Origin of the sequence: Amycolatopsis sp. w19, from assembly GCF_051373225.1 — a bacterium.
In the GTDB taxonomy this organism is placed as follows: domain Bacteria; phylum Actinomycetota; class Actinomycetes; order Mycobacteriales; family Pseudonocardiaceae; genus Amycolatopsis; species Amycolatopsis japonica.
Genome location: NZ_JBPQFM010000026.1, coordinates 48903 through 68212 on the forward strand (window position 1 = coordinate 48903; position 19310 = coordinate 68212).

Annotated in this window: 22 protein-coding genes and 1 pseudogene; 10 read left to right on the forward strand and 13 right to left on the reverse strand. The window is 70.1% G+C overall.

Annotated features, from left to right (window positions below):
- Positions 1-162: 162 nt before the first annotated feature.
- Positions 163-813 (forward strand): O-methyltransferase, encoded by a 651-nt coding sequence (locus ACSMFO_RS34945; protein WP_038519085.1) that lies wholly within the window; start codon positions 163-165, stop codon positions 811-813.
- Between the two features lie 9 nt (positions 814-822).
- On the opposite strand, the pseudogene ACSMFO_RS34950 reads toward ACSMFO_RS34945, so the two are convergent.
- Positions 823-2043: pseudogene (locus tag ACSMFO_RS34950) on the reverse strand (MFS transporter); the annotation flags it as partial.
- Between the two features lie 78 nt (positions 2044-2121).
- Here ACSMFO_RS34950 and ACSMFO_RS34955 point away from each other — a divergent pair.
- Together ACSMFO_RS34955 and ACSMFO_RS34960 are read left to right on the forward strand one after the other, a co-directional pair.
- On the forward strand, positions 2122-3006 hold the full coding sequence (locus ACSMFO_RS34955) for a LysR family transcriptional regulator (protein WP_436461957.1): 885 nt from the start codon (positions 2122-2124) through the stop codon (positions 3004-3006).
- 69 nt (positions 3007-3075) lie between these two features.
- Positions 3076-3687: a phosphatase PAP2 family protein gene (locus ACSMFO_RS34960; protein WP_360130537.1), complete on the forward strand. Its 612-nt coding sequence runs from the start codon at positions 3076-3078 to the stop codon at positions 3685-3687.
- Between the two features lie 8 nt (positions 3688-3695).
- Here the strand turns inward: ACSMFO_RS34960 and ACSMFO_RS34965 are convergent, their stop codons facing one another.
- Positions 3696-5159 carry a leucyl aminopeptidase family protein gene (locus ACSMFO_RS34965; protein ID WP_436461932.1) on the reverse strand — a complete coding sequence of 488 codons (1464 nt, stop codon included), beginning with the start codon at positions 5157-5159 and terminating at the stop codon, positions 3696-3698.
- Positions 5160-5249: 90 nt separating this feature from the next.
- On the reverse strand, positions 5250-5417 hold the full coding sequence (locus tag ACSMFO_RS34970) for a DUF3117 domain-containing protein (RefSeq protein ID WP_005155393.1): 168 nt from the start codon (positions 5415-5417) through the stop codon (positions 5250-5252).
- Between the two features lie 196 nt (positions 5418-5613).
- Here ACSMFO_RS34970 and ACSMFO_RS34975 point away from each other — a divergent pair, with 196 nt between their 5' ends.
- Both ACSMFO_RS34975 and ACSMFO_RS34980 read left to right on the forward strand, forming a co-directional pair.
- A complete protein-coding gene (locus ACSMFO_RS34975; protein ID WP_072028778.1) occupies positions 5614-6408 on the forward strand; it encodes an enoyl-CoA hydratase/isomerase family protein in 795 nt (264 codons plus the stop codon).
- A gap of 109 nt (positions 6409-6517) precedes the next feature.
- The gene (locus tag ACSMFO_RS34980) at positions 6518-7000 is read left to right on the forward strand and encodes a hypothetical protein (RefSeq protein WP_436461933.1); all 483 of its coding nucleotides are present in this window, start codon (positions 6518-6520) and stop codon (positions 6998-7000) included.
- Here the strand turns inward: ACSMFO_RS34980 and ACSMFO_RS34985 are convergent.
- Genes ACSMFO_RS34985 through ACSMFO_RS35015 form a run of 7 tightly spaced genes read right to left on the reverse strand, consistent with a single transcriptional unit; the run spans position 6997 to position 10610 of the window.
- Positions 6997-7566 (reverse strand): DNA-3-methyladenine glycosylase I, encoded by a 570-nt coding sequence (locus ACSMFO_RS34985; RefSeq protein ID WP_436461934.1) that lies wholly within the window; start codon positions 7564-7566, stop codon positions 6997-6999. The two genes, ACSMFO_RS34980 and ACSMFO_RS34985, sit on opposite strands and share 4 nt — an antisense overlap.
- Positions 7559-8008: an SRPBCC family protein gene (locus ACSMFO_RS34990; RefSeq protein WP_034324054.1), complete on the reverse strand. Its 450-nt coding sequence runs from the start codon at positions 8006-8008 to the stop codon at positions 7559-7561. The genes ACSMFO_RS34985 and ACSMFO_RS34990 overlap by 8 nt, the downstream gene beginning before the upstream one ends.
- Complete coding sequence (locus ACSMFO_RS34995) at positions 8005-8307, reverse strand: DivIVA domain-containing protein (protein WP_378240854.1); 303 nt, start codon at positions 8305-8307, stop codon at positions 8005-8007. The genes ACSMFO_RS34990 and ACSMFO_RS34995 overlap by 4 nt, the downstream gene beginning before the upstream one ends.
- Positions 8304-8978 (reverse strand): permease prefix domain 1-containing protein, encoded by a 675-nt coding sequence (locus ACSMFO_RS35000; protein ID WP_436461935.1) that lies wholly within the window; start codon positions 8976-8978, stop codon positions 8304-8306. Before ACSMFO_RS35000 ends, ACSMFO_RS34995 begins: the two co-directional genes overlap by 4 nt.
- The gene (locus ACSMFO_RS35005) at positions 8975-9625 is read right to left on the reverse strand and encodes a permease prefix domain 1-containing protein (RefSeq protein WP_436461936.1); all 651 of its coding nucleotides are present in this window, start codon (positions 9623-9625) and stop codon (positions 8975-8977) included. Before ACSMFO_RS35005 ends, ACSMFO_RS35000 begins: the two co-directional genes overlap by 4 nt.
- Positions 9622-10287: a permease prefix domain 1-containing protein gene (locus ACSMFO_RS35010; protein WP_073847510.1), complete on the reverse strand. Its 666-nt coding sequence runs from the start codon at positions 10285-10287 to the stop codon at positions 9622-9624. The genes ACSMFO_RS35005 and ACSMFO_RS35010 overlap by 4 nt, the downstream gene beginning before the upstream one ends.
- Entirely contained in the window at positions 10284-10610 is a 327-nt protein-coding gene (locus tag ACSMFO_RS35015) for a helix-turn-helix transcriptional regulator (protein ID WP_005155407.1), read from the reverse strand. Before ACSMFO_RS35015 ends, ACSMFO_RS35010 begins: the two co-directional genes overlap by 4 nt.
- Positions 10611-10750: 140 nt before the next feature.
- Between ACSMFO_RS35015 and ACSMFO_RS35020 the strand changes: the two genes are divergently transcribed.
- Genes ACSMFO_RS35020 through cydC form a run of 4 tightly spaced genes read left to right on the forward strand, consistent with a single transcriptional unit; the run spans position 10751 to position 16041 of the window.
- The gene (locus tag ACSMFO_RS35020; RefSeq protein WP_073847509.1) at positions 10751-11929 is read left to right on the forward strand and encodes a cytochrome ubiquinol oxidase subunit I; all 1179 of its coding nucleotides are present in this window, start codon (positions 10751-10753) and stop codon (positions 11927-11929) included.
- 3 nt (positions 11930-11932) lie between these two features.
- Complete coding sequence (locus ACSMFO_RS35025) at positions 11933-12925, forward strand: cytochrome d ubiquinol oxidase subunit II (RefSeq protein WP_436461937.1); 993 nt, start codon at positions 11933-11935, stop codon at positions 12923-12925.
- Between the two features lie 9 nt (positions 12926-12934).
- Complete coding sequence (gene cydD, locus ACSMFO_RS35030) at positions 12935-14494, forward strand: thiol reductant ABC exporter subunit CydD (protein ID WP_436461938.1); 1560 nt, start codon at positions 12935-12937, stop codon at positions 14492-14494.
- Complete coding sequence (cydC, locus tag ACSMFO_RS35035) at positions 14491-16041, forward strand: thiol reductant ABC exporter subunit CydC (protein WP_436461939.1); 1551 nt, start codon at positions 14491-14493, stop codon at positions 16039-16041. Before cydD ends, cydC begins: the two co-directional genes overlap by 4 nt.
- Here the strand turns inward: cydC and ACSMFO_RS35040 are convergent.
- Positions 16030-16932 (reverse strand): glucosyl-3-phosphoglycerate synthase, encoded by a 903-nt coding sequence (locus ACSMFO_RS35040; protein ID WP_436461940.1) that lies wholly within the window; start codon positions 16930-16932, stop codon positions 16030-16032. The two genes, cydC and ACSMFO_RS35040, sit on opposite strands and share 12 nt — an antisense overlap.
- A gap of 52 nt (positions 16933-16984) precedes the next feature.
- Between ACSMFO_RS35040 and ACSMFO_RS35045 the strand changes: the two genes are divergently transcribed.
- Complete coding sequence (locus tag ACSMFO_RS35045; RefSeq protein ID WP_395866331.1) at positions 16985-17659, forward strand: lysophospholipid acyltransferase family protein; 675 nt, start codon at positions 16985-16987, stop codon at positions 17657-17659.
- A gap of 258 nt (positions 17660-17917) precedes the next feature.
- On the opposite strand, the gene ACSMFO_RS35050 is transcribed toward ACSMFO_RS35045, so the two are convergent.
- Positions 17918-18496 (reverse strand): TIGR00730 family Rossman fold protein, encoded by a 579-nt coding sequence (locus ACSMFO_RS35050; protein WP_360966444.1) that lies wholly within the window; start codon positions 18494-18496, stop codon positions 17918-17920.
- Complete coding sequence (locus ACSMFO_RS35055) at positions 18496-19281, reverse strand: TIGR00730 family Rossman fold protein (RefSeq protein ID WP_400942765.1); 786 nt, start codon at positions 19279-19281, stop codon at positions 18496-18498. Before ACSMFO_RS35055 ends, ACSMFO_RS35050 begins: the two co-directional genes overlap by 1 nt.
- Between the last annotated feature and the right edge of the window lie 29 nt (positions 19282-19310).

The window sequence follows — 19310 nt, forward strand, 5'->3', positions numbered from 1 at the left end:
CTACTCCACCCAACGCGGGCGATGTGCACGGTGTTCCCGTTGTCGAGGACCAGTCTGTCCGGCCTGCTTATGTTTCTAGTGAGACTGGACTGAGAGGAGGCTGAGAAGTCGTTACCAGGAGTCTTCTGCTCTTTTGGCGATAGGCAGCGCTAACCTCCGCGTGTGAATTCCGGGACGCATGCGGGCTCGCCTGCCGAGGCCGCCGACGCCGATCTCGTCGACGGCTACGTCCCCGACGACGAGGTACTGGCCGCCGCGCGGGCGCGGTCGGCCGATCTGGGATGCGGCCCGCTGAGCGCGGGCGCGGGCGCGACTCTCCGTTTTCTGGCCACGACGCTGCGGGCGAAGGCCGTCGTCGAGGTCGGGACAGGGGCAGGGGTGAGCGGGTTGTGCCTGCTCGGCGGCATGGTCGACGACGGGATCCTCACTTCGATCGACATCGAGCCGGAGTACCACCGGGCGGCGCGGGCGGCGTTCCGCGAGGCCGGCTACCCGCCGGGGCGGACCCGGCTGATCATGGGGCGCGCGCTCGACGTCCTCCCCCGGCTCACCCCCGGCGGCTACGACCTGGTGTTCGTCGATTCGGCGCCGGTCGAGTACCCGAGTTGCTACGAAAAGGCCGTCGCGCTGCTGCGGCCCGGCGGGATACTGGCGTTCCACAACGTCTCGGGGACCAGGGTGACCGATCCCTCACGGCGTGATCCGGACACCCTCGCGCTCCGGGAGGTCGCGCGGGCCTTCCGGGAGGACGAGCGGCTGGTCCCGGCGCTGTTGCCGGTGGGCGGCGGGCTGCTGGTCGCCGCGATCGCGTAGCAAGGGACCTTTGCTACCACTTTCAGACCCGTTCCGGACCACAGCGACCACGGCCACCGCGGCGAGCGCCAGCCAGGCGGCGGTGAGCACGATCAGCCAGGTCCAGCCCGCGTGCCCGTAGACGCTCGCGCCGACGGCGCCGCCGACGCTGCTGCCGAGGTAATACGAAAGCGTGTAGAGCCCGCCCACCTGGCCTCGAGCGTTCTCGGGCGCCTCCGCCGCGGCCCAGCCGTTGGCGACGGCGTGCGCGGCGAAGAACGCGCCGGTCAGCACCACGAACCCGGCGACGACCATGGGCAGCGAGCCGGACAGCGTCAGCGCGGCGCCCACGATCGTGAGCAGCAGGGCACCGGCGAGCGCCCGGCGTCGCCCGAAGCGGCCGACGAGCTTGCCCGCCGTCGCCGACGAGACCGAGCCGATCGCGTACGCGAGGAAGACGAGTGACGCGATCGCGGGCGAGAGGTTCAGCGGCTCGCCGGTCAGGCGGAAGCCGGCGGCGTTGTAGAGCGCGACGAACGAGCCCATCGCCAGTAGCGCGACCGCGTACTGGACCAGCAGGACAGGCTTCCGGACGGCCGCGCCGAGCCCGGCCAGCACCGCCTTGCCCTGGTCGCGAAAGCGCCCTGACCTGCGCCGATCCGCGAAAGTGGTAGCAAAGGTCCCTTGCTCCCCCGGCGGCAGGGCCAGCACCGTGACCACCGTGCAGAGCAGCCCGATCACCGCGACCACGAGCAGCGCGCCCTGGTAGCCGAACGGCCCGGCGGTGAACCCGGCCGCGAGCCGTCCGACCATGCCGCCGACGGTGTTCCCCGCGATCATCGCGCCCACTGCCGCCGCCAGTCCGGCTTTGCCGAGCCGTTCCGCGAGGTAGGCCGCGGCCACGCCGGGGAACCCCGCGATGGCGACCCCCTGCAGCGCCCGCAGCACGAGCAGCGCCGGATAGCTCGGCGCCAGCGGCAGCAGGAAACCGAACACGACCGACGCGACCACCGAGGCGATGATCACCGGACGCCGCCCCACGACCTCCGAAAGCGCCGCGATCGGCAGCACGGCGATCGCGAGCGCGCCGGTCGCGACGCTCACCGCGAGCGAGGCGCCACCGGGATCGAGGTGGTACTGCTCGGCCAGTTGCGGCAGCACCGGCTGCGGCGCGTAGAGCAGCGCGAACGAGGAGATCCCGGCCGCGGCGACGGCGATCGTCACGCGGCGGGTGGTTCCGGGAGCAGGCACGACCTCGAAGCTAAGCCTGGCTAAACGATACGTCTAATACGCTCATCTGCCACAATCGATACTGTGCTGAATGAAAGGATGACCGCCCAGCTGGCCCCCCAGCTCGCACTGCTCACCGCACTGCGCCGCACGACGAACGTCACACGCGCGGCCGAACTGCTCGGTGTCCCGCAGCCCACGGTAAGCCGTCGGATCGCGGCGCTCGGCGAGGCCCTCGGCGCACCGCTGACGGTCCCCGACGGCCGCGGCATCCGGCTCACCCGGGCCGCCGAGCTGCTCGCCGACGCCGCGGAGCGCGCGCTCGCCGCCGTCGACGCCGGGGTCCGCCAAGCCCGCGAGGAGGTCGACCCCGAATCCGGGCACATCGTCCTCGGTTTCCTGCACCTCCTCGGCCGTTCGCTGGTCCCCACGCTGCTCCGCGGCTATCGCGCGGACCACCCGGGAGTCCGGTTCACGCTGGTCCAGGGCTCACGTCAGGACATGGTCGACCGGCTGACCAGCGGCGAACTCGACCTCGCGCTGCTCGCGCCCGCCCCCGTCGACGATCTCCTGCTCGACACCGCCGTGCTGTCCGAGCAGGAGATCTTCCTGTCCGTGCCGACGTCGCACCGCCTCGCCGACCGGCCCAGCGCCGCCATCGAGGACCTCAAGGACGAGGAGTTCGTGCTCCTCGAGACCGGCTACGGCCTCCGCACCATCACCGACGAACTGTGCGCCGCGGCCGGCTTCGAGCCGAAGATCGCCTTCGAAGGGCAGGAGTCCGACACCGTGCGAGGCCTCGTCGCGGCCGGGCTCGGCGTCGCGCTGCTCCCCCGTTTCGAGCCGGGCAGCCCGGCGGGTGTCGCCGAAGTCCCGCTGGTACCGCCGGTCGGCCGGACCATCGGGCTGGCTTGGCGCAAGGACGTCGTCCTGCCGCCTGCCGTCCTGAGGTTCCGGGAACGGGTCCGCGCGCACCCCTGGTGACGATCGTCAGTGTCGATCCCTGCCGTTCGTCCACCCCGCGGACGCGTCGTTTTCGCTAACTTCGAGTGAATGTACGACGACATCGTGGAGTTGGCGGGGGAAAGCCCGAGCTGGCTTCAGGCGGCAGGAATCCTGTTCACCGAAGCAGGACTGCTCGTCTTCGCGGGGCTTTTCGCCTGGATGTTGTGGCGGGCGCGCACTTCGCCCGTCCGGATCGCCGTGGCGCTGCTGCCGCCCGCAGCGACCGCGATCGCGTACCTGATCAGCGAAGGCCTGAAGAGCGTGATCCAGGAGGACCGGCCGTGCCGGAACCTCGTGACGCTCGTCGACTGCCCGCCGATCGGCGACTGGTCCTTCCCGAGCAACCACTCCACCATCGGGGCGGCGGCCGCCGTCGGGCTGGCGCTCGCCTGGCGGCGACTCGCGCCGTGGGTGCTCCCGGGCGCGGTGCTGATGGGCTTCTCGCGGGTCTTCGTCGGCGCGCACTACCCGCACGACGTACTCGCCGGGCTCGTCCTCGGCTCCGTGACGGCGTGGCTCGTGTACCGATACCTGACCGGTCCCGCGACCGGGATCGCCCGGCGGCTCACCGCCCACGCCGGTGACGCGCCGACCCAGCCCATGCCGAAGGTCGACCTGCGGGGTGGTAGCAAAGGTCCCTTGCTCCCACCCCGCAGATAAACCGCAGGTCAGACGTAGGACGCGACCAGTTCGACCAGCGTCCGCGCCGCGAACCCGGTGGCCCCGGGCACGACGTCCGCGTAGGTCTTGTCGGCCCGCGCGGGGCCGGCGATGTCGAGATGCGCCCACGGCACGTCCCCGACGAACTCGCGCAGGAACAGCGCCGCGACGATGCCGCCGGGGCCGCCCGGCGCCTGCCGGACGTCACCGAGCGAGCCTTGAACGGTCTCGGCCAGGTCCTCCAGCAGCGGCATCCGCCACCACGCCTCGCCGACCCGCTCGCCCGCCTTCGTGACCCGCTCCGCGAGCGCGTCCTCGGTGGCGAAGACACCGCCGGTGCGGACGCCGAGCGAGACCTTCATGGCGCCGGTCAGGGTCGCGGCGTCGATCACCGCGTCCGGCTTGTGCTTCTTGATGCCGTAGACGAGGGCGTCGGCCAGGACCATGCGGCCCTCGGCGTCGGTGTTGCCCACCTCGGTCGTCTTGCCGCCGTAGTGCCGGACGATGTCGCCGGGCCGGTACGACGAACCGGACACGTGGTTCTCGGCGGCCGGTACCAGCGCGGTCACCTTGACCGGCAGGCGCAGCGCGGCGATCGCGCGGACCGCGGCGATGATCGCCGCGCCGCCCGCCATGTCGGTGCGCATGAGGTGCATGCCGTCGGCCGGTTTGATCGAAAGGCCACCGGTGTCGAAGGTGATGCCCTTGCCGACCAGCAGCAGATGCGTCGTCGCCCCGCGCGGCCGGTACTCCAGTTCGATCAGCCGCGGCGGCGCGGCCGAGCCGCCACCGACCGCGAGGACGCCGCCGAAGCCCTGCTCGGCCAGCCACTTCTCGTCCCTGGCCGTCACGGTCAGGTTCGGGAGGCCGCCGGCGACGCGGACGGCCGTGTCGGCGAGCCAGGCGGGGGTCTTGATGTTCGACGGCGTGTTCGCCAGGTCGCGCGCGAACGCGGCGGCCGCGGCGAGTTCGCGGACCCGCTCCAAGGCGTCCGCCGCGTGCTCGTGGCGTGTGATCAAGCGCACGGTCCGCAGGCTCGGCTTCGGGTCCTCGGCCGTCACCGTGAACCGGTAACCGCCGAGCAGCAGCCCGAACGCGAGTTCCTCGACGTGCTCGGTGCCCGCGTCCTCGGGCAGCTCGACGGCGAAGGCACGGAACGCCTTCTGGCCCGCCTTGACGTCTTCCTCCAGCGCCGACGAAACGGCGCGGACCAGCGCGGCACCGGCCTTGCGGTACTGCTTGGGCTCGCCGTCTCCGACGCCGGCCAGCCAGCGGACGCCGCCGGTCGGCACGGTCTGCACGTCACCGGCCTTGCCGGTGGGCCGCACGCCGCCGATCTCCGCGAGTCCGGCGTCACCGTCCTCTTCGGACGGCGCCGCGATCAGCGTGGCCAGCGGCGTACCGCGCCTTAGATCGTCCGAGACCTCGAGTTCGAGCAGCTTCCCCGGAACGGGGGGTAGCGGGTTACGCACAGTGAGCGACCTCCGGGCGCAGATGAACCGCGACCCCGGCCTCCGAAGGGAGACCGGGGTGCGGGTGGTTGAACGTTGGTGCGGTCCGGCTCAGCCGGTGACCTCCTGCAAGGCCGCGCCGAGATCCTTCGCTTCTTCCGCGGAGAGTTCGACGACGAGGCGCCCACCACCTTCGAGTGGTACGCGCATCACGAGGCCCCGCCCCTCCTTAGTCACTTCGAGGGGACCATCTCCGGTCCGGGGCTTCATGGCCGCCATAGCGTGCTCCCTCCGTCTCAACCGGCGCGCCCGGGTCGCGCTCGTCAAAGCCAGCCGGGTCTACTGTCCATTGTCCCTCATCAGCGGCCGAGCGCGAACGCGGACCGATCTTTTGCCGCCGTATCGGTGCTGGTATGCGGCTCGCGAGGCTGAAAGACTTCGTCTCAGACCGCAGTTTCGCCGACTAGGAGATCCCGTGACCACATCCGACGTTCTGCTGACCGCCGACGCCGATGGCGTGCGCACCTTCACGCTGAACCGGCCGCAGGCGTACAACTCGCTGACCGTCGAACTCAAGGAACTGCTGCTGGCGGGCCTGACCGAGGCAGCGGCCGACGACAGCGTCCGCGCGGTCGTGCTGACCGGTTCCGGCAAGGCCTTCTGTGCCGGGCAGGACCTGAAGGAGCACGTCGGGCTGCTGCAGGCGGGTGACCCCGCTCCGCTACACACCGTCAAGGAGCACTACAACCCGATCGTCAAGACGATCGTCGGGATGCCGAAGCCGGTCATCGCGGCGGTGAACGGCCCGGCGGCCGGCGCGGGCGCGGCCTTCGCGTACGCGAGCGACCTCCGGATCGCGGCGACGTCGGCGAACTTCCTGATGGCGTTCGCGAACGTCGGACTCGGCCCGGACTCGGGCGCGTCGTGGACGTTGCAGCGGCTGATCGGTCTCGGCCGCGCGGCCGAGCTGATGCTGATGGCGCGCACGGTCGATTCGGCCGAGGCGCTGACGCTCGGCCTGGTCGGCGAGGTCGTGCCGGACGAGGAACTCGCCGCCCGCGCGCAGAAGGTCGCCGCGAAGCTCGCGGCCGGACCGACGGTCGCGTACGCGAAGATCAAGAACGTCCTCGCGGTCGCCGCCGAGTCCTCGCTCGAAGAGGCGCTGGACGCCGAGGACGCCGCGCAGTCCGCGCTCGGCGCGACAGCCGACCACACCGAGGCCGTCGAGGCCTTCGTGGGCAAGCGCAAGCCGAACTTCCAGGGCAAGTAACCCCTCGCGGCGTGCTATGAAAGGTCCTTTCCTTGCAAATTTTGCAAGGAAAGGACCTTTCATAGCGCACCCGGGACCGGTACCGGACCGCCGCGACTAGCGTCCGGGAGTGATCCCGCCCCACCTCCAGTCGACTGCCGCGGAGCGCGACCTCGGTGACTGCGTTCGCCGCTACCGCCGCAGGCCGGGCGCCATCGGGACCTTCTTCGCCTTCGCGCCGCTGGCGGGCGCTCTCGCGCTCGGGCTCCGCGAAGGCGACATGACCGGAGCCCTGGCCGTCGTGCTGTTCGTGTGGCCGCCGCTCTTCCTGTGGTGGTGTGCCTTGACGCGGAAACGTCTCGACGGCGGCCTCTACGTCTTCACCGGCGGTTTCGCGGAGGTCTACGGACGCAAGGTCCGGCACGCGATCGCGTGGGCCGAAGTCCGCTCAGTGCGTTACCAGGGCACCGAGTTTCGGTTCAGCTACGTCGTCCCCTTCGCGTATGTCGCGAGGTGCACCATCGAACTGCGTGACGGTGGCGTGATCGAGTTCGACGGCACCTACCGAACGCTCCAACGGCTGGCCGAAGACCTCCACGCCCGCTCGGTCTAAGCGGCCCGGAAGCAGTCCTTCACGTGGTCGTCGACCATCCCCGTCGCCTGCATCAGCGCATAACAGGTCGTCGGCCCGAGGAACACGAAGCCGCGCTTCTTGAGTTCCTTCGCCATCGCCTTCGACTCGTCGGTGATCGCCGGGACGTCCGCCATCGTCGGGGGCCGGACATGAGCATCGGGCGCGAACGACCACAGCAGGTCGTCCAGCGAACCGTCGAGTTCCTCGATCGCCCTGGCGTTGTTGATCGCCGCCAGGATCTTCGCCCGGTTCCGCACGATCGACGCGTCTTGCATGAGCCGGGAAACGTCGTCGTCGGTGAAGGCCGCGACCTTCTTCGGCTTGAACCTCTTGAACGCCTTCCGGAACGACTCCCGCTTCCGCAGGATCGTGATCCACGAAAGCCCGGACTGGAACGACTCCAGGCACAGCCGCTCGTACAGTTCTTCGTCGCCGTGGAGCGGGACGCCCCATTCGGTGTCGTGGTACTCGGCGTAGTCCGGGGCCGAGTTGCCCCACGAACACCGCTTGATCCCGTCCGCGCCCAGCAGACCCGCCTCAGCCAACCCGATACCCCTCCGCGTACTTCACGAATCTCTGCAGGCAAAGCCGCAGCCCCAGTTCGAATCCCGGTTTCGCGACCGGCCAGCCGAGCCGTCCGACGACGCCGAACGGCGGCCGCAGATGCTCCGCCCAGACGAACGTCGACGCGTGCGGCCCCTTCTCGATCACCTGGAAGACTCCGGTGCCCTGCACGATCTTGCCGGTATGCCGCACGACGCAGCGCAGCGGCGGTTCCCAGCCGGTGATCTCCATGGTGTCGGTGAAGCCGATCCCGGCCACGCCGGTGAACGCCGACAGTTTCGAACCCACGCTGCGCCCGTTGCCTTCGACGACCTCGACCTCGGTGCCGAGCATCCATTCGCCCTGGCGTTCCCAATCGGTCAGGGCGAGCCAAGCCGTCCCGGCCGGTACCGCGACGTCGACCGAGACGACGACATCGGTCACCTGGCGCCCTCGCGCTCGGCCTCCAGTTCGGCCACTTTGGCGCGCAGGTCCTCGATCTCGACGCCGAGCCGCCGCATCACCCAGTCCACTTCGGACATCTTGTAGCCGCGCAGCACCATCTGGTAGCGGACGGCGTGGACGTCCTCGGCGGTGATGTCCTCGGCGGGCAGCCTGGTCGGCGAGCTGCCGGGCGGCAGCGGGGCGAGCTCCTCACCCCGGCCGAACACCACGGCGGCCAGCAGAAACACCACTGCGGCCACCAGCAGCATGACTACGAGATAGATCAGGGCGGTCGTCACGCGACGATCGTGGCACACGAACGCCACGATCGTCTCGCCAGCAACGCGAGTCGCACGCTGACCACGACCCAGAGCACCATGAGGATCCCGCACGGCACCGACAGGAACAGTCTCGACGCGTCGATGAACCCGGTGGCGATCACCAGCAGCGCCACCGAAAGCAGGTTCAGCCCGACGGCCTCGCCGATCAGCACGCCTGCGGTCCTGACCAGCCTTGCGCCGTCCATCCGCCGGGAAAGCCAGCGCATGCAAAGCAGCGCGATCACACCCAGCATCGGCACGATGAAGACCGAGCCGTGCGTGAACTGGGCGACGTACTTGTACCAACCCGGGGTCGGCGTCGAAAGCTGCGACCAGTCACCGAAGGTCCATTTGCGGGCGAACTCCCAGGCGAGCTGCATCATCGGCACGCCGAGGATCAGTTTCCACAGGGTGCGGGTGCCGCTGTGCATCCCCAGCTCGGCCTGATAGTCCCGCGCGATCAGATGCACCGGCCCGAAATCGGCGACGGCGCGGCGTTGCGCGTCGTGCTCGCTCCAGCCGCCGTCGCGATACGCGTCCGCGGCGTCGTTGAGCCCGTCCCGTGCCTCGCGCAGCAGATCCCGCTTCGCCGACGCCGGGCCGTCCAGCCGGGTGCGCAGTTCCCCGAGGTACGCCTCGATCACCGTCATGCCGTGGCTCTCCGACTCCGCGCGGCGACCGCGAGCCGCATGCTGAACAGGATCCAGGTTCCGGACATGACCGCGCACGGCACGCTGACGAGCATGCGCGCGGGTTCCAGCAGTCCGGTCGCGCCGCCGTACGTCGCGACCGCGAGCAGGTTCAGACCCACCGCGCCCGCCAGCGACCACGAGACCGCGCGGGCGACGGGCGGGCCGTCCGCTCGCCGCGAAAGCAGACGTGCCGCGAGCAACCCGGCGACCGCGATGGCCGGGGACAGCGCCGCGAGCGTGTCGGCCGCGCCGATCGCGCGGTGATACCAGGACGGCGCGTCGCCGAACCGCGACCAGTCACCGAATCCCCGCGCGAAATCCCAGCCGAGGATCAGCAGCGGGACACCGGCGATCAGCTCCCACAGCACGCGGATGTCGCGCCGGAGTCCCAATTCCGCCTGGTAGTCACGAGCGATCAGGTCGGCGGGCCCGAAATCGGCGACGGCACGGCGTTCGGCCTCCGCCTCGTCGGCACCACCCTCGCGATACGCCTCGGCCGCGTCGACCAGACCGTCCCTCGCTTCGGTGAGCAGATCGGCCTTCGCCGACCGCGGTCCGCGCAAGCGGCCGTCCAACTCGTCGACGTAGGCCTCGATCGCGTTCATGCGGCGAGCGCGGGCCGGGGCCGGAAGGCCGGCGGGAGCAGCCAGAAGCTGAACGCGACCCAGCCGATCGCCAGCACGTTGCACACCAGGCTCACGTTCAGCCTGGACGGATCGAGGGCCGCCGTACCCACGGTGAGCAGCAGCAGCGCCAGCAGGTTCGTGCTCGCCGCGGCGCCCACCGTCCACCGCGTCACCTTCCCCAGCCGGACACTGTCGAGCCTGCGCCCCAGCCGTCGCGTCCCGAACAGCGCGACCACTCCGATCACGGGCGGAACGAGGACCAGGACACCGAAGAGTTCGATGACGGACATGTACCACTCCGGATGCGAATTCCCGCTCCGGCTCCAGTCGCCGTAGGTCCAGATCCGCGCCAGCTCCCAGCCCACCTGGATCAGCGGGATACCGACGATGACCTTCCACAGCGTGCCGATGTCGCCGCGCAACGCCAGCTCGGCCTGGTACTCGCGGGCGATCACGGCGGCCGGGCCGAAATCGGCGACGGCACGGCGTTCGGCCTCCGCCTCGTCGACACCGCCCTCGCGATATGCCTCTGCCGCGTCGATCAGACCGTCCTTGGCCTCGGTGAGCAGATCGGCCTTCGCCCCCGCCGACCCGCGCAATCTCGTGTCCAGATCGCCGATGTAGGCCTCGATCGTGCTCATGCGGTACTCCCCCCGAGGACACCACCGATCACGGTGGTGAACTCCTGCCACTCGGCCCGTTCCGCCGCCAAGGCCTTCTGCCCGGAGCGGGTGAGCTTGTACGTACGACGTTTGCGGCCGGACACGACGTCCCATTCGCTGGCGAGGAATCCGGCGCGCTCCAACCGGCGAAGCGCCGGGTAGACGGTGCCCGTCGGCAGGTCGAGCGCACCGTCACTGCGGAGCTGGAGCGCCTCGATGATGGCGTATCCGTGCAGCTTCCGGCCGTCGAGGACGGCGAGGAGCAGCGCGTCGAGGTGCCCGCGCAGGCTGTCGGCCTTCATAGATAGACAGTCTACACATCGCCGCCTGCCAGGGTAGCCGGGACTTTCCCGGACCGGCCTCAGGGAATGTCCCCGAGATCACCCCGATTTCATAGATTTAGTGGCTACATGTAGCCAGCCTACGTATACAGTGCTTCGACATGGACGCACTCCCGATCGCGAGACTCCAGTTCGCGACGACGACCTCGTTCCACTTCCTGTTCGTGCTGCTCACACTGGGGCTCGTGACACTCGTCGCGGTGATGCAGACACGCTCCGCGTTCGGCGAAAAGCCGGAACTCACGCGGATGACTCGCTTCTGGGGCAAGCTTTACGTGATCAATTACGCGCTGGGAATCGTCACCGGAATCGTGATGGAATTCCAGTTCGGACTCACCTGGACCGGCCTGTCCGCGGTCGCGGGCGACGTCTTCGGCGCTCCGCTGGCCATCGAGACGCTGGTGGCGTTCTTCGCCGAATCGACCTTCCTGGGGCTCTGGATCTTCGGCTGGGGGCGGCTGAACAAATGGGTCCACCTGACGCTGATCTGGCTGGTCACGCTGACCGCGTACGCCTCGGCGCTGTTCATCATGGTGGCCAACTCGTTCCTGCAGAACCCGGTCGGCACGCACGCCGAAAACGGCGTGCTGAAGCTCGACGACTTCGGCGCCCTGTTCACCAACCCGGCCCTGATGAGCTCGCTGCCGCACGTGCTGAGCGCGGCGCTCATGACCGGCGGCTTCTTCGTGGTCGGCGTCAGCGCGTACCACTTCATCAAGCGCACCAAGGAGATCGAGTTCTTCCAGCGCTCGATGCGGATCGGCGTGCTCGCCTCGCTGGTCGGCAGCACGCTGGTGATCGGCTTCGGTTTCGGCCAATTCGGCCCGCTCGGCGAGTACCACCCCGACAAGCTCAAGTCGCCTGATCCGCTGGTCGGCGCGTCGCTGGGCTTCATGATCCAGATCGGGTTCATCGCCTTCCTCGCCTCGATGCTCGGCACGCTGCTGCTGTTCCGGAACTGGATCACCAAGGTGCGGCCGCTGCTGTACGTGATGGTGCTGGCCATTCCGCTGCCGTTCGTCGCGGCGATCCTCGGCTGGCTGGTGCGCGAGATCGGCCGTCAACCGTGGCTGATCCGCGGGCAGCTGACCACCGCCGACGCCGTCGCGGCGATCCCTGCCGGGCAGATCCTGTTCTCCTTCATCGCGTTCACCGTGCTGTTCGCGGCGCTCGCGATCGCCGACTGGGTCCTGATGTCGCGGGTCGCCAAACGCGGCCCCGACGCGAGCGAAGAAGCGGCCGCGCCGCGTCCCGAACTTCCCGTCCTGAGCGGAGTCTGACCGATGGTGATCCTCTGGTGGTGTGTGCTCGGTTTCCTGACGGCCGGCTATTTCGCGCTGGCCGGCTACGACTACGGCGTCGGGATGCTGCTCGGCAGGCTCAGCCGTGACGAAGCCGGACGACGGCGTGTGCTCGGCGCTTTCGGCCCGTTCTTCCTGGCCAACGAGGTGTGGCTGGTGGCCGCGGTCGGTGTCCTGTTCGGCGCTTTCCCGCATCTGGAAGGAAAAGTGTTCGCCGGGGCGTACCTTCCGGTCGTCACCCTGCTGCTCGGGCTCGTCACGTTCACCGCGGCGGTGCAGTTGCGCAGCAGGCGGCCGGGCGCGGGCCGCGGCGCCTGGACGCTGGCGATCACCGTCGGCGCCTGGGTGACGGCGGTGTCGTGGGGCGTGTTCCTCGGCAACCTCGTGCTCGGGCTCCCGCTCGACGCGGCCGGGAAACCGGCAGGCGACGTCCTCGCGGTGTTCAGCCCGTACGCGCTGCTCTGGGGTGCCGGGTTCGTCGCGCTGTTCGCCTTGCAGGGAGCGGCTTTCCTCGCCGTCCGGGCACCCGCCGAGCTCACCGCCCGCGCGAACCGGATCGCCAAGGCCCTGCTCGCGCCGGCCCTCGCGTTCCTGGTCGTGGCGGTCGTCTGGGGCGCCGTCGAGACCACCGCGTCGTGGTCGGTGCTGCCCGCGATCGTGCTGGCGTTCGGCGCGCTGGGTGTCGCAGCGGCGGCCCTGCGCGCGGGACGGCACAAGGCGGCACTGGTCGCCACGATGACGCTGTCCGCGTCGCCGGTGCTGGCGGTCGGAACCCTGCGCCTGCCGGACGCGCTGGTGTCCTCTGTGGACGGAGGCTTCTCGTTGAGCCTCACGGAGGCGGCCACCAGTACCGAGATGCTCGGCCTGCTCACCTTCGTCCTGCCGCCCGCGCTCGTGGCGATCGCCGCCGTGCAATGGGCGACCTGGCGCAGGCACGACACCCGCGTCGACCAGCGTTCGCTGCTTCACTTCTAGGAGCCCGAGATGCCTCCCCTTCCCGGATTGCGGCGCCACTTCGGCGTACTGGCCGTCCTCGGAACGCTGACCGCCGCGGCGATCCTCGTCCAGGCCGACGGTCTCGCGACGCTGCTCACCGGCGGCGGCGTGACCTGGACGCTCGTCGCCGCCATCACGGTGCGGGCACTGCTCGCCGGCGTCCAGGGTTCCGTCGGCGGCCGGTTCGCGGCGAAGGTCAAATCCGGGCTGCGCAAACGGCTTCTCGGCGCGGAGGCGGAGAACCCGGGCGAGGTCGCGACCCTGGTGACCAAGGGGATCGACGCGAGCGACGCCTACCTGACCGGGTATCTGCCGACGGTGGTGCTCTCGGCGATCATCCCGGTCGCGGTGCTCGTCCGGCTGTTCGCCGCGGATCTGTCGTCGGCGCTGATCATCACCGCGACGCTGCCGCTGATCCCGGTGTTCGCGATCCTGGTCGGACAGCACACGAAGGCGAAGACCGCCAAGCAATGGTCGCTGCTTTCCAAGCTGGGCGGGCATTTCCTCGACGTCGTGCGCGGGCTCGGCACGCTCAAGGTGTTCGGCCGCGCGGAGGCGCAGGCGAAGACCGTGCGGGCGATGGCGGACGCGCACACCGACGCGACCATGCGCACGCTGCGGGTCGCGTTCCTGTCCGCGCTGGTGCTGGAACTGGTGGCGACGCTTTCGGTGGCGCTCGTGGCGGTGCCGATCGGCTTCCGCTTACTGGAAGGCGGCATGGTCGTGCACACCGCGGTGCTCGTGCTGCTGCTCGCCCCGGAGGCGTATCTGCCGCTGCGAGCCGCGGGGGCGAAGTTCCACGCCAGCGCGGAAGGGCTCGCCACGCTGTGGGAAGCGCTGGCCGTCCGTTCGGAGGACGTCGTCCCCGGTTCGCTCGTGGCCGGCCGCGGTGCGCCGCGGATCGTGCTGGAGAAGGTGAGCGTGGCGTACGGCGACGAGACCGTACTGTCCGAAGTGGACATGACGATCGAATCGGGTGAGCACGTCGCGCTCGTCGGCCCCAGCGGTTCCGGGAAGAGCACGTTGCTGGCAGTGCTGCTGGGCTTCGTCACGCCGACGTCCGGCCGGGTCCTCGTCGACGGCGTCGACCTGCGCGAGCTGGATCCGGCCAGGTGGCGGGCCGGGACGGCGTGGGTGCCGCAGCGGCCGACGCTGTTCACCGGGACCGTCGAGGAGAACATCGCCATGGGCCAGGTGCCGGACGTCCAGGCCGCGGCACACGCGGCGGCGTTCGACGAGGTCGTGCGGGGCCTGCCCGACGGCTACCGGACCCGGATCGGCGAACTGGGCGCGCCGCTTTCGGCCGGTCAGCGGCAACGGCTCGGCCTCGCCAGGGCGCTGGCCCGCACCGATGCGGGTCTGGCGCTGCTCGACGAGCCGACCGCCCGGCTCGACGCGGGGACCGAAGCGGCCGTGCTCGGCGCGACCCGTGAGCTGCTCACCGGCCGGACCGCGGTACTCGTCGCCCACCGGCCCGCGATGACCGCGCTGGCCACCCGCGTCCTCGAAGTCCACGATGGCGCCGTACGAGAACGGGAACTGGTGTGAACGTCTGGGGAGTGTCCACAAAGGACGTCGTACGGCTGGCCCGTGCCGGGCTGATCGCGGCCGGTGCCGAGCTGGCGGGACTGGCGCTGATGGCCACCGCCGCGTGGCTGTTGCTGAAGGCGGCCGAGCAGCCGCCGCTGGCGTCGCTCACCGTGGCGATCGTCGCCGTGCGGACGCTGGCGTTGCTGCGCGGCGGGCTGCGTTACGCGGAACGGCTCGCCGGGCACGAGGTCGTCTTACGCTATCTCGGTGCCCTGCGGACCCGCGTGTACACGTCGTTGCTGCCACACCGGGTCTCGCGGCATTCGGGCGGCGACCTCGTCACGCGCCTGGTGTCCGATGTGGACGCCGTACAGGACGCGATCCTCCGTTGCCTGCTGCCCGCCGGTGTCGCCGCCTTCGTCGGCGCGGTGTCGACGACGGTCGCGCTGATCGTCAGCCCGGCCGCCGGGCTCGTGCTCGCGTCAGGGCTCGCCGTCGCCGGTATCGGCCTGCCGTGGCTGTGCGTGCGGATCACCCACGCGGCGGCGGAAGCGAGCGCTCCGGCCCGCGCCGACCTCGCCGAACGGACGGTCGAACTGATCACCGGGCGACGCGAACTGATCGCCTACGGCGTCCACGAGTCCACTGTGGACGCCGCGCACGCTGCTGTCGATTCTCTTGCTTCGCGGGACCGAGCGACGGCGAACCGCACGAGCCTGCTGACCGCGGCCGGGATCCTCGTCCAGCTGCTGACCTGCGTCGCCATCGCGCTGACCGCCGGGGTTTCGGCGCCCCTGACCGCGGCACTGGCCCTGGGCGCGCTGGCCGTGTTCGAGCTGGTCCTGCCGCTGACCGCGGCCGCCCAGCGCTGGGTCGAGGTCCGCGCGTCGGCCGAGCGGGTGCGCGCGCTGCTGACCGAACCGCCGCCCGCGCGCGGGACCGCGGTGCCCGAGCCGGGACATCTGCGGCTCGAAGGCATCGGCGTTCACTTCGCGGGCAGGGCTCCGGCGCTGGACGGCGTCGACCTCGACCTGCCGCCGGGCAAGCGGATCGGGATCGTGGGGCCGAGCGGGGCGGGGAAGACGACGTTGCTGAACGTCCTGCTGGGGTCCGTGGCGCCGACGTCCGGGCGCGCCCTGCTAAACGGGAAGCCGCTGGACACCTACGACCCGGCGCTGCTGCCGTCGGTGATTTCGGGCGCGCTCGCGGACGCGCACGTCTTCCACACGACCGTCCGCGAGAACCTGCTCCTCGCGAAGCCCGGCTCTTCCGACGCCGAACTGCTCGACGCGTGCGCGACGGCCGGATTCGATCTGCCACTGGATCGCGAAGTCGGCTCCGACGGCGACTCGCTGTCCGGTGGGCAACGCCAGCGGCTCATTCTGGCGAGAGCAGTGCTCTCGGCGCCGCCGATCCTCGTCCTGGACGAGCCCGTCGAGGGTCTGGATCCGGCGCACGGCGACGCCGTCCTGGCCGACGTGCTCGCCGCCGCTCGCGGGACCGTCGTGCTCGTGACGCATCGTGAATCGCAGGTGGCCGGGTTCGACGAGGTCCTACGTCTGTAGGCCGCGCACTTCGCGCATCGGCGGCCGGTCGCTGACCGACACCTCGGCCACCTCCGGCAGCCATTCGTCACCCACCTGCGCGAACTGCGTGAGCTGGGCCGGGTCGTCGGACTTGATGCCGCAACGCGCGAGCGCCGTCCCAAGGATCTGGCGCGCCATCACCCCCAGCTGAAGCAGCGAGCGGTTGCGATGCTTGCGTACGCCGAGGTTGACCTGCGCGAGCCCTTCAAGGCCGTAGCGCGCTTCGGCGTCGAGGATGAGCCCGATCTCGACGCCGTATCCAGCCGCGAAGGGAACTGACTCGAGGAACTCGCGCGTCGCGGCGTACTCGCCGCCCAAGGGCTGGATGAGCCCGGAGAGCGACGGGCGCAGCGCCGAAAGGACCGGTCGCGCCAGCAGCTCGGTGACCCGGCCGCCGCCGCTGCTCTCCAGCCGCAGCGGCCGCCGGTAGAAGCCCTTGACCAGGTGGACGCCTTCCTCGCAGAGCAGGGGCCCGAGGAGGGTCGGCACGAACGCCGGATCGGGGTCGACGAGGTCGGAGTCGAGGAACACGACGACGTCACCGGTCGTCGCGGCCAGCGACCGCCACAGCACCTCGCCCTTGCCCGGGACCGGCGGCAGGTCGGGGAGCACGTCCTCGCGGCGCACCACACGCGCGCCGGCGCGGGCGGCGAGCTCGGCGGTGGCGTCGGTGGAGCCCGAATCCATCACGACCAGCTCGTCGACGACCGTGCCCAGCAACGGGCGGACCGTGCCGACGACTTCGGCGACGGTGTCCTCTTCGTCGAGCGCCGGTAGCACGACCGAAACCGTCCGGTCACCCTTCGCAGCGACGATGTCGTCGAGCGTCCAATCGGGGTTCTGCCAGGTACGCCGCTCGAACCAACTCATGAGTAGTGATCGTGCCATGCTGGAGTCCGACACCGGAGTCGATGGAGGAACCTTGCTACCGCTGCTCGTCCGATTCGTGCTCGGCCCGCTGGTCAGGGCGCTGTACCGCCCCGAGATCCGCGGCGTGGAGAACATCCCCGCCACCGGTCCGGTGCTGCTGGCACCCAACCATCGGGCGGCGCTGGACACCGGCGTGATCACTTTCACGGCGATGCGGCAGGTCAAGTTCCTCGGCAAGGCGGAGTACTTCACCGGCCGCGGGCTCAAGGGCAAACTGATGGCCGGTTTCCTGGGCGGCCTCGGCTACGTCCCGGTCGAACGCGGCAACGCGCAGGCCGGTCTCGCCGCGCTCGAAGCGGCGCGGAAGGTGCTCGACGCGGGCGGCGCGTTCGCGATCTACCCCGAAGGCACCCGCTCGCTGGACGGGCGGCTGCACCGCGGGCACACCGGTGTCGCGGCGCTGGCGCTGGCGACCGGGGCGAAGGTGGTGCCGGTCGCGCTCACCGGGACCGAAGACCTGCAACCCGCCGGGAAACGGATCCCGCGGCGGGCGAAGATCACGGTGACCTACGGTGCGCCGCTGGACTTCTCGCGGTACGAGGGGCAGGACTCGTCGCCGGCGATCCGGCGCTCGGTGACCGACGAGATCATGTACGCGATCCTGGAGCTTTCGGGGCAGGAGTACGTCGACTCGTACCACAAACGGCCTGATCAGAGCGCTGCCTGACGGTTGCGGTGGCGCGGGGTGGTAGCAAAGGTCCCTTGCTCCCCCGCTGCTCGCGGCTCCGCCTCGCCGCTGCAATGAAAGGCTCTTTCCTTGCAAATTTTGCAAGGAAAGAGCCTTTCATTGCACGCGCGAGTGAGACTAAAGGGACATTTGGCGCATTCCGGTGCGACTTGCCTGGGTGAAGTACATGAAGGCCCCCTTCACGGCGCTAGGCGCAATGAAGGGGGCCTTCATGTACCGAGGAGCCGAGTGGCAGCCCTACTTAGCCCACTTAGGACGAGGCGGCGGCACGTAGTCCGCGAAGCCGTCCAGAAGCACCGAAGCGTCCGAGTCGATCGACAGCATGTCCCGGTACCCAGCCGACAGAAAGCCCTCCGACACCATGTGGTCGGCGAACTTCAGCAGCGGCGCGTAGTACCCGCCGACGTCGACCAGCCCGATCGGCTTCTCGTGCAGCCCGAGCTGCGCCCACGTCCACACCTCGAACAGCTCCTCCAGCGTCCCCGCGCCGCCGGGCAGTGCGAGGAAGCCGTCGGACAACGCCGCCATCTTCGCCTTCCGCTGGTGCATGTCGGCGACGACGTGCAGTTCGGTCAGGCCCGCGTGCGCGATCTCGACGCTGCCCAGCGCCTCGGGGATCACGCCGATCACCTCACCGCCGGCGGCGAGCGCGGCGTCCGCGACGACGCCCATGGTGCCGACCGAGGCCCCGCCGTAGACCAGCCCGATCCCCCGTGAGGCCAGCAGCGTGCCCAGGGCTCGCGCTTCGTCGGCGTACCTCGGATCGAAGCCCATCGACGAGCCGCAGAAGACACAGATCCGGCGCGGCGCCGCCATCAGTGGGTGTCCTCCCACGCCTGGTACGACTCCTGCACGACGCGCACGGCGTCGTCGATGTCGTCGGTGACGTGCAGCAGGTCGAGGTCCTTCTCACCGATCTTGCCCTCGGCGAGCAGCGTCTTGGCGATCCAGTCGTACAGGCCACCCCAGTACTCGCTGCCGAACAGCACGACCGGGAACTTCGTGACCTTCTTCGTCTGCACCAGGGTCAGCGCCTCGAACAGCTCGTCGAGCGTGCCGAAGCCGCCGGGCAGGCAGATGAACGCCTGCGAGTACTTGATGAACATGGTCTTGCGGGCGAAGAAGTACCGGAAGTTGACGCCGAGGTCGACCCACGGGTTCAGGCCCTGCTCGAACGGCAGCTCGATGCCGAGGCCGACGGAGAACCCGCCCGCCTCGTTGGCGCCGCGGTTCACCGCTTCCATCGCGCCGGGGCCGCCGCCGGTCATCACCGCGAAGCCCGCGTTCGCGAGCGCGGCGCCGATCTTGCGGCCGAGTTCGTACTCCGGGTTGTCCCGTTTGGTCCGCGCCGAGCCGAACACCGTCACCGCGCGCGGCACCTCGGCCAGCGCGCCGAAGCCCTCGACGAACTCCGCCTGGATCCGCAGCACCCGCCACGGGTCGGTGTGCACCCAGTCGCTCGGCCCCCGCGAGTCCAGCAGGCGCTGGTCGGTGGTGCTGCCCTGGTCACGGCGATCCCGCCGCAGCACGACCGGGCCCTTGTGGCGCTCGATCGGACGTTCCGGGTACTGGCCGTCGGGGAACTCGCTTGTCTCACTCACCCCGCCAAGACTACGACGTCGTCACCGTC

What these genes read in the sequence shown, in the direction of transcription:
- ACSMFO_RS34955 (WP_436461957.1), top strand. Translation starts at nt 2,122, where the DNA reads ATGACCGCCCAGCTGGCCCCCCAGCTCGCACTGCTCACCGCACTGCGC.
- ACSMFO_RS34960 (WP_360130537.1), top strand. Translation starts at nt 3,076, where the DNA reads ATGTACGACGACATCGTGGAGTTGGCGGGGGAAAGCCCGAGCTGGCTT.
- ACSMFO_RS35025 (WP_436461937.1), top strand. Translation starts at nt 11,933, where the DNA reads ATGGTGATCCTCTGGTGGTGTGTGCTCGGTTTCCTGACGGCCGGCTAT.
- ACSMFO_RS35020 (WP_073847509.1), top strand. Translation starts at nt 10,751, where the DNA reads ATGGACGCACTCCCGATCGCGAGACTCCAGTTCGCGACGACGACCTCG.
- ACSMFO_RS35005 (WP_436461936.1), bottom strand. Translation starts at nt 9,625, where the DNA reads ATGAACGCGATCGAGGCCTACGTCGACGAGTTGGACGGCCGCTTGCGC.
- ACSMFO_RS35015 (WP_005155407.1), bottom strand. Translation starts at nt 10,610, where the DNA reads ATGAAGGCCGACAGCCTGCGCGGGCACCTCGACGCGCTGCTCCTCGCC.
- ACSMFO_RS35000 (WP_436461935.1), bottom strand. Translation starts at nt 8,978, where the DNA reads ATGACGGTGATCGAGGCGTACCTCGGGGAACTGCGCACCCGGCTGGAC.
- ACSMFO_RS35050 (WP_360966444.1), bottom strand. Translation starts at nt 18,496, where the DNA reads ATGGCGGCGCCGCGCCGGATCTGTGTCTTCTGCGGCTCGTCGATGGGC.
- ACSMFO_RS34970 (WP_005155393.1), bottom strand. Translation starts at nt 5,417, where the DNA reads ATGGCGGCCATGAAGCCCCGGACCGGAGATGGTCCCCTCGAAGTGACT.
- ACSMFO_RS35010 (WP_073847510.1), bottom strand. Translation starts at nt 10,287, where the DNA reads ATGAGCACGATCGAGGCCTACATCGGCGATCTGGACACGAGATTGCGC.
- ACSMFO_RS35040 (WP_436461940.1), bottom strand. Translation starts at nt 16,932, where the DNA reads ATGAGTTGGTTCGAGCGGCGTACCTGGCAGAACCCCGATTGGACGCTC.
- cydD (WP_436461938.1), top strand. Translation starts at nt 12,935, where the DNA reads ATGCCTCCCCTTCCCGGATTGCGGCGCCACTTCGGCGTACTGGCCGTC.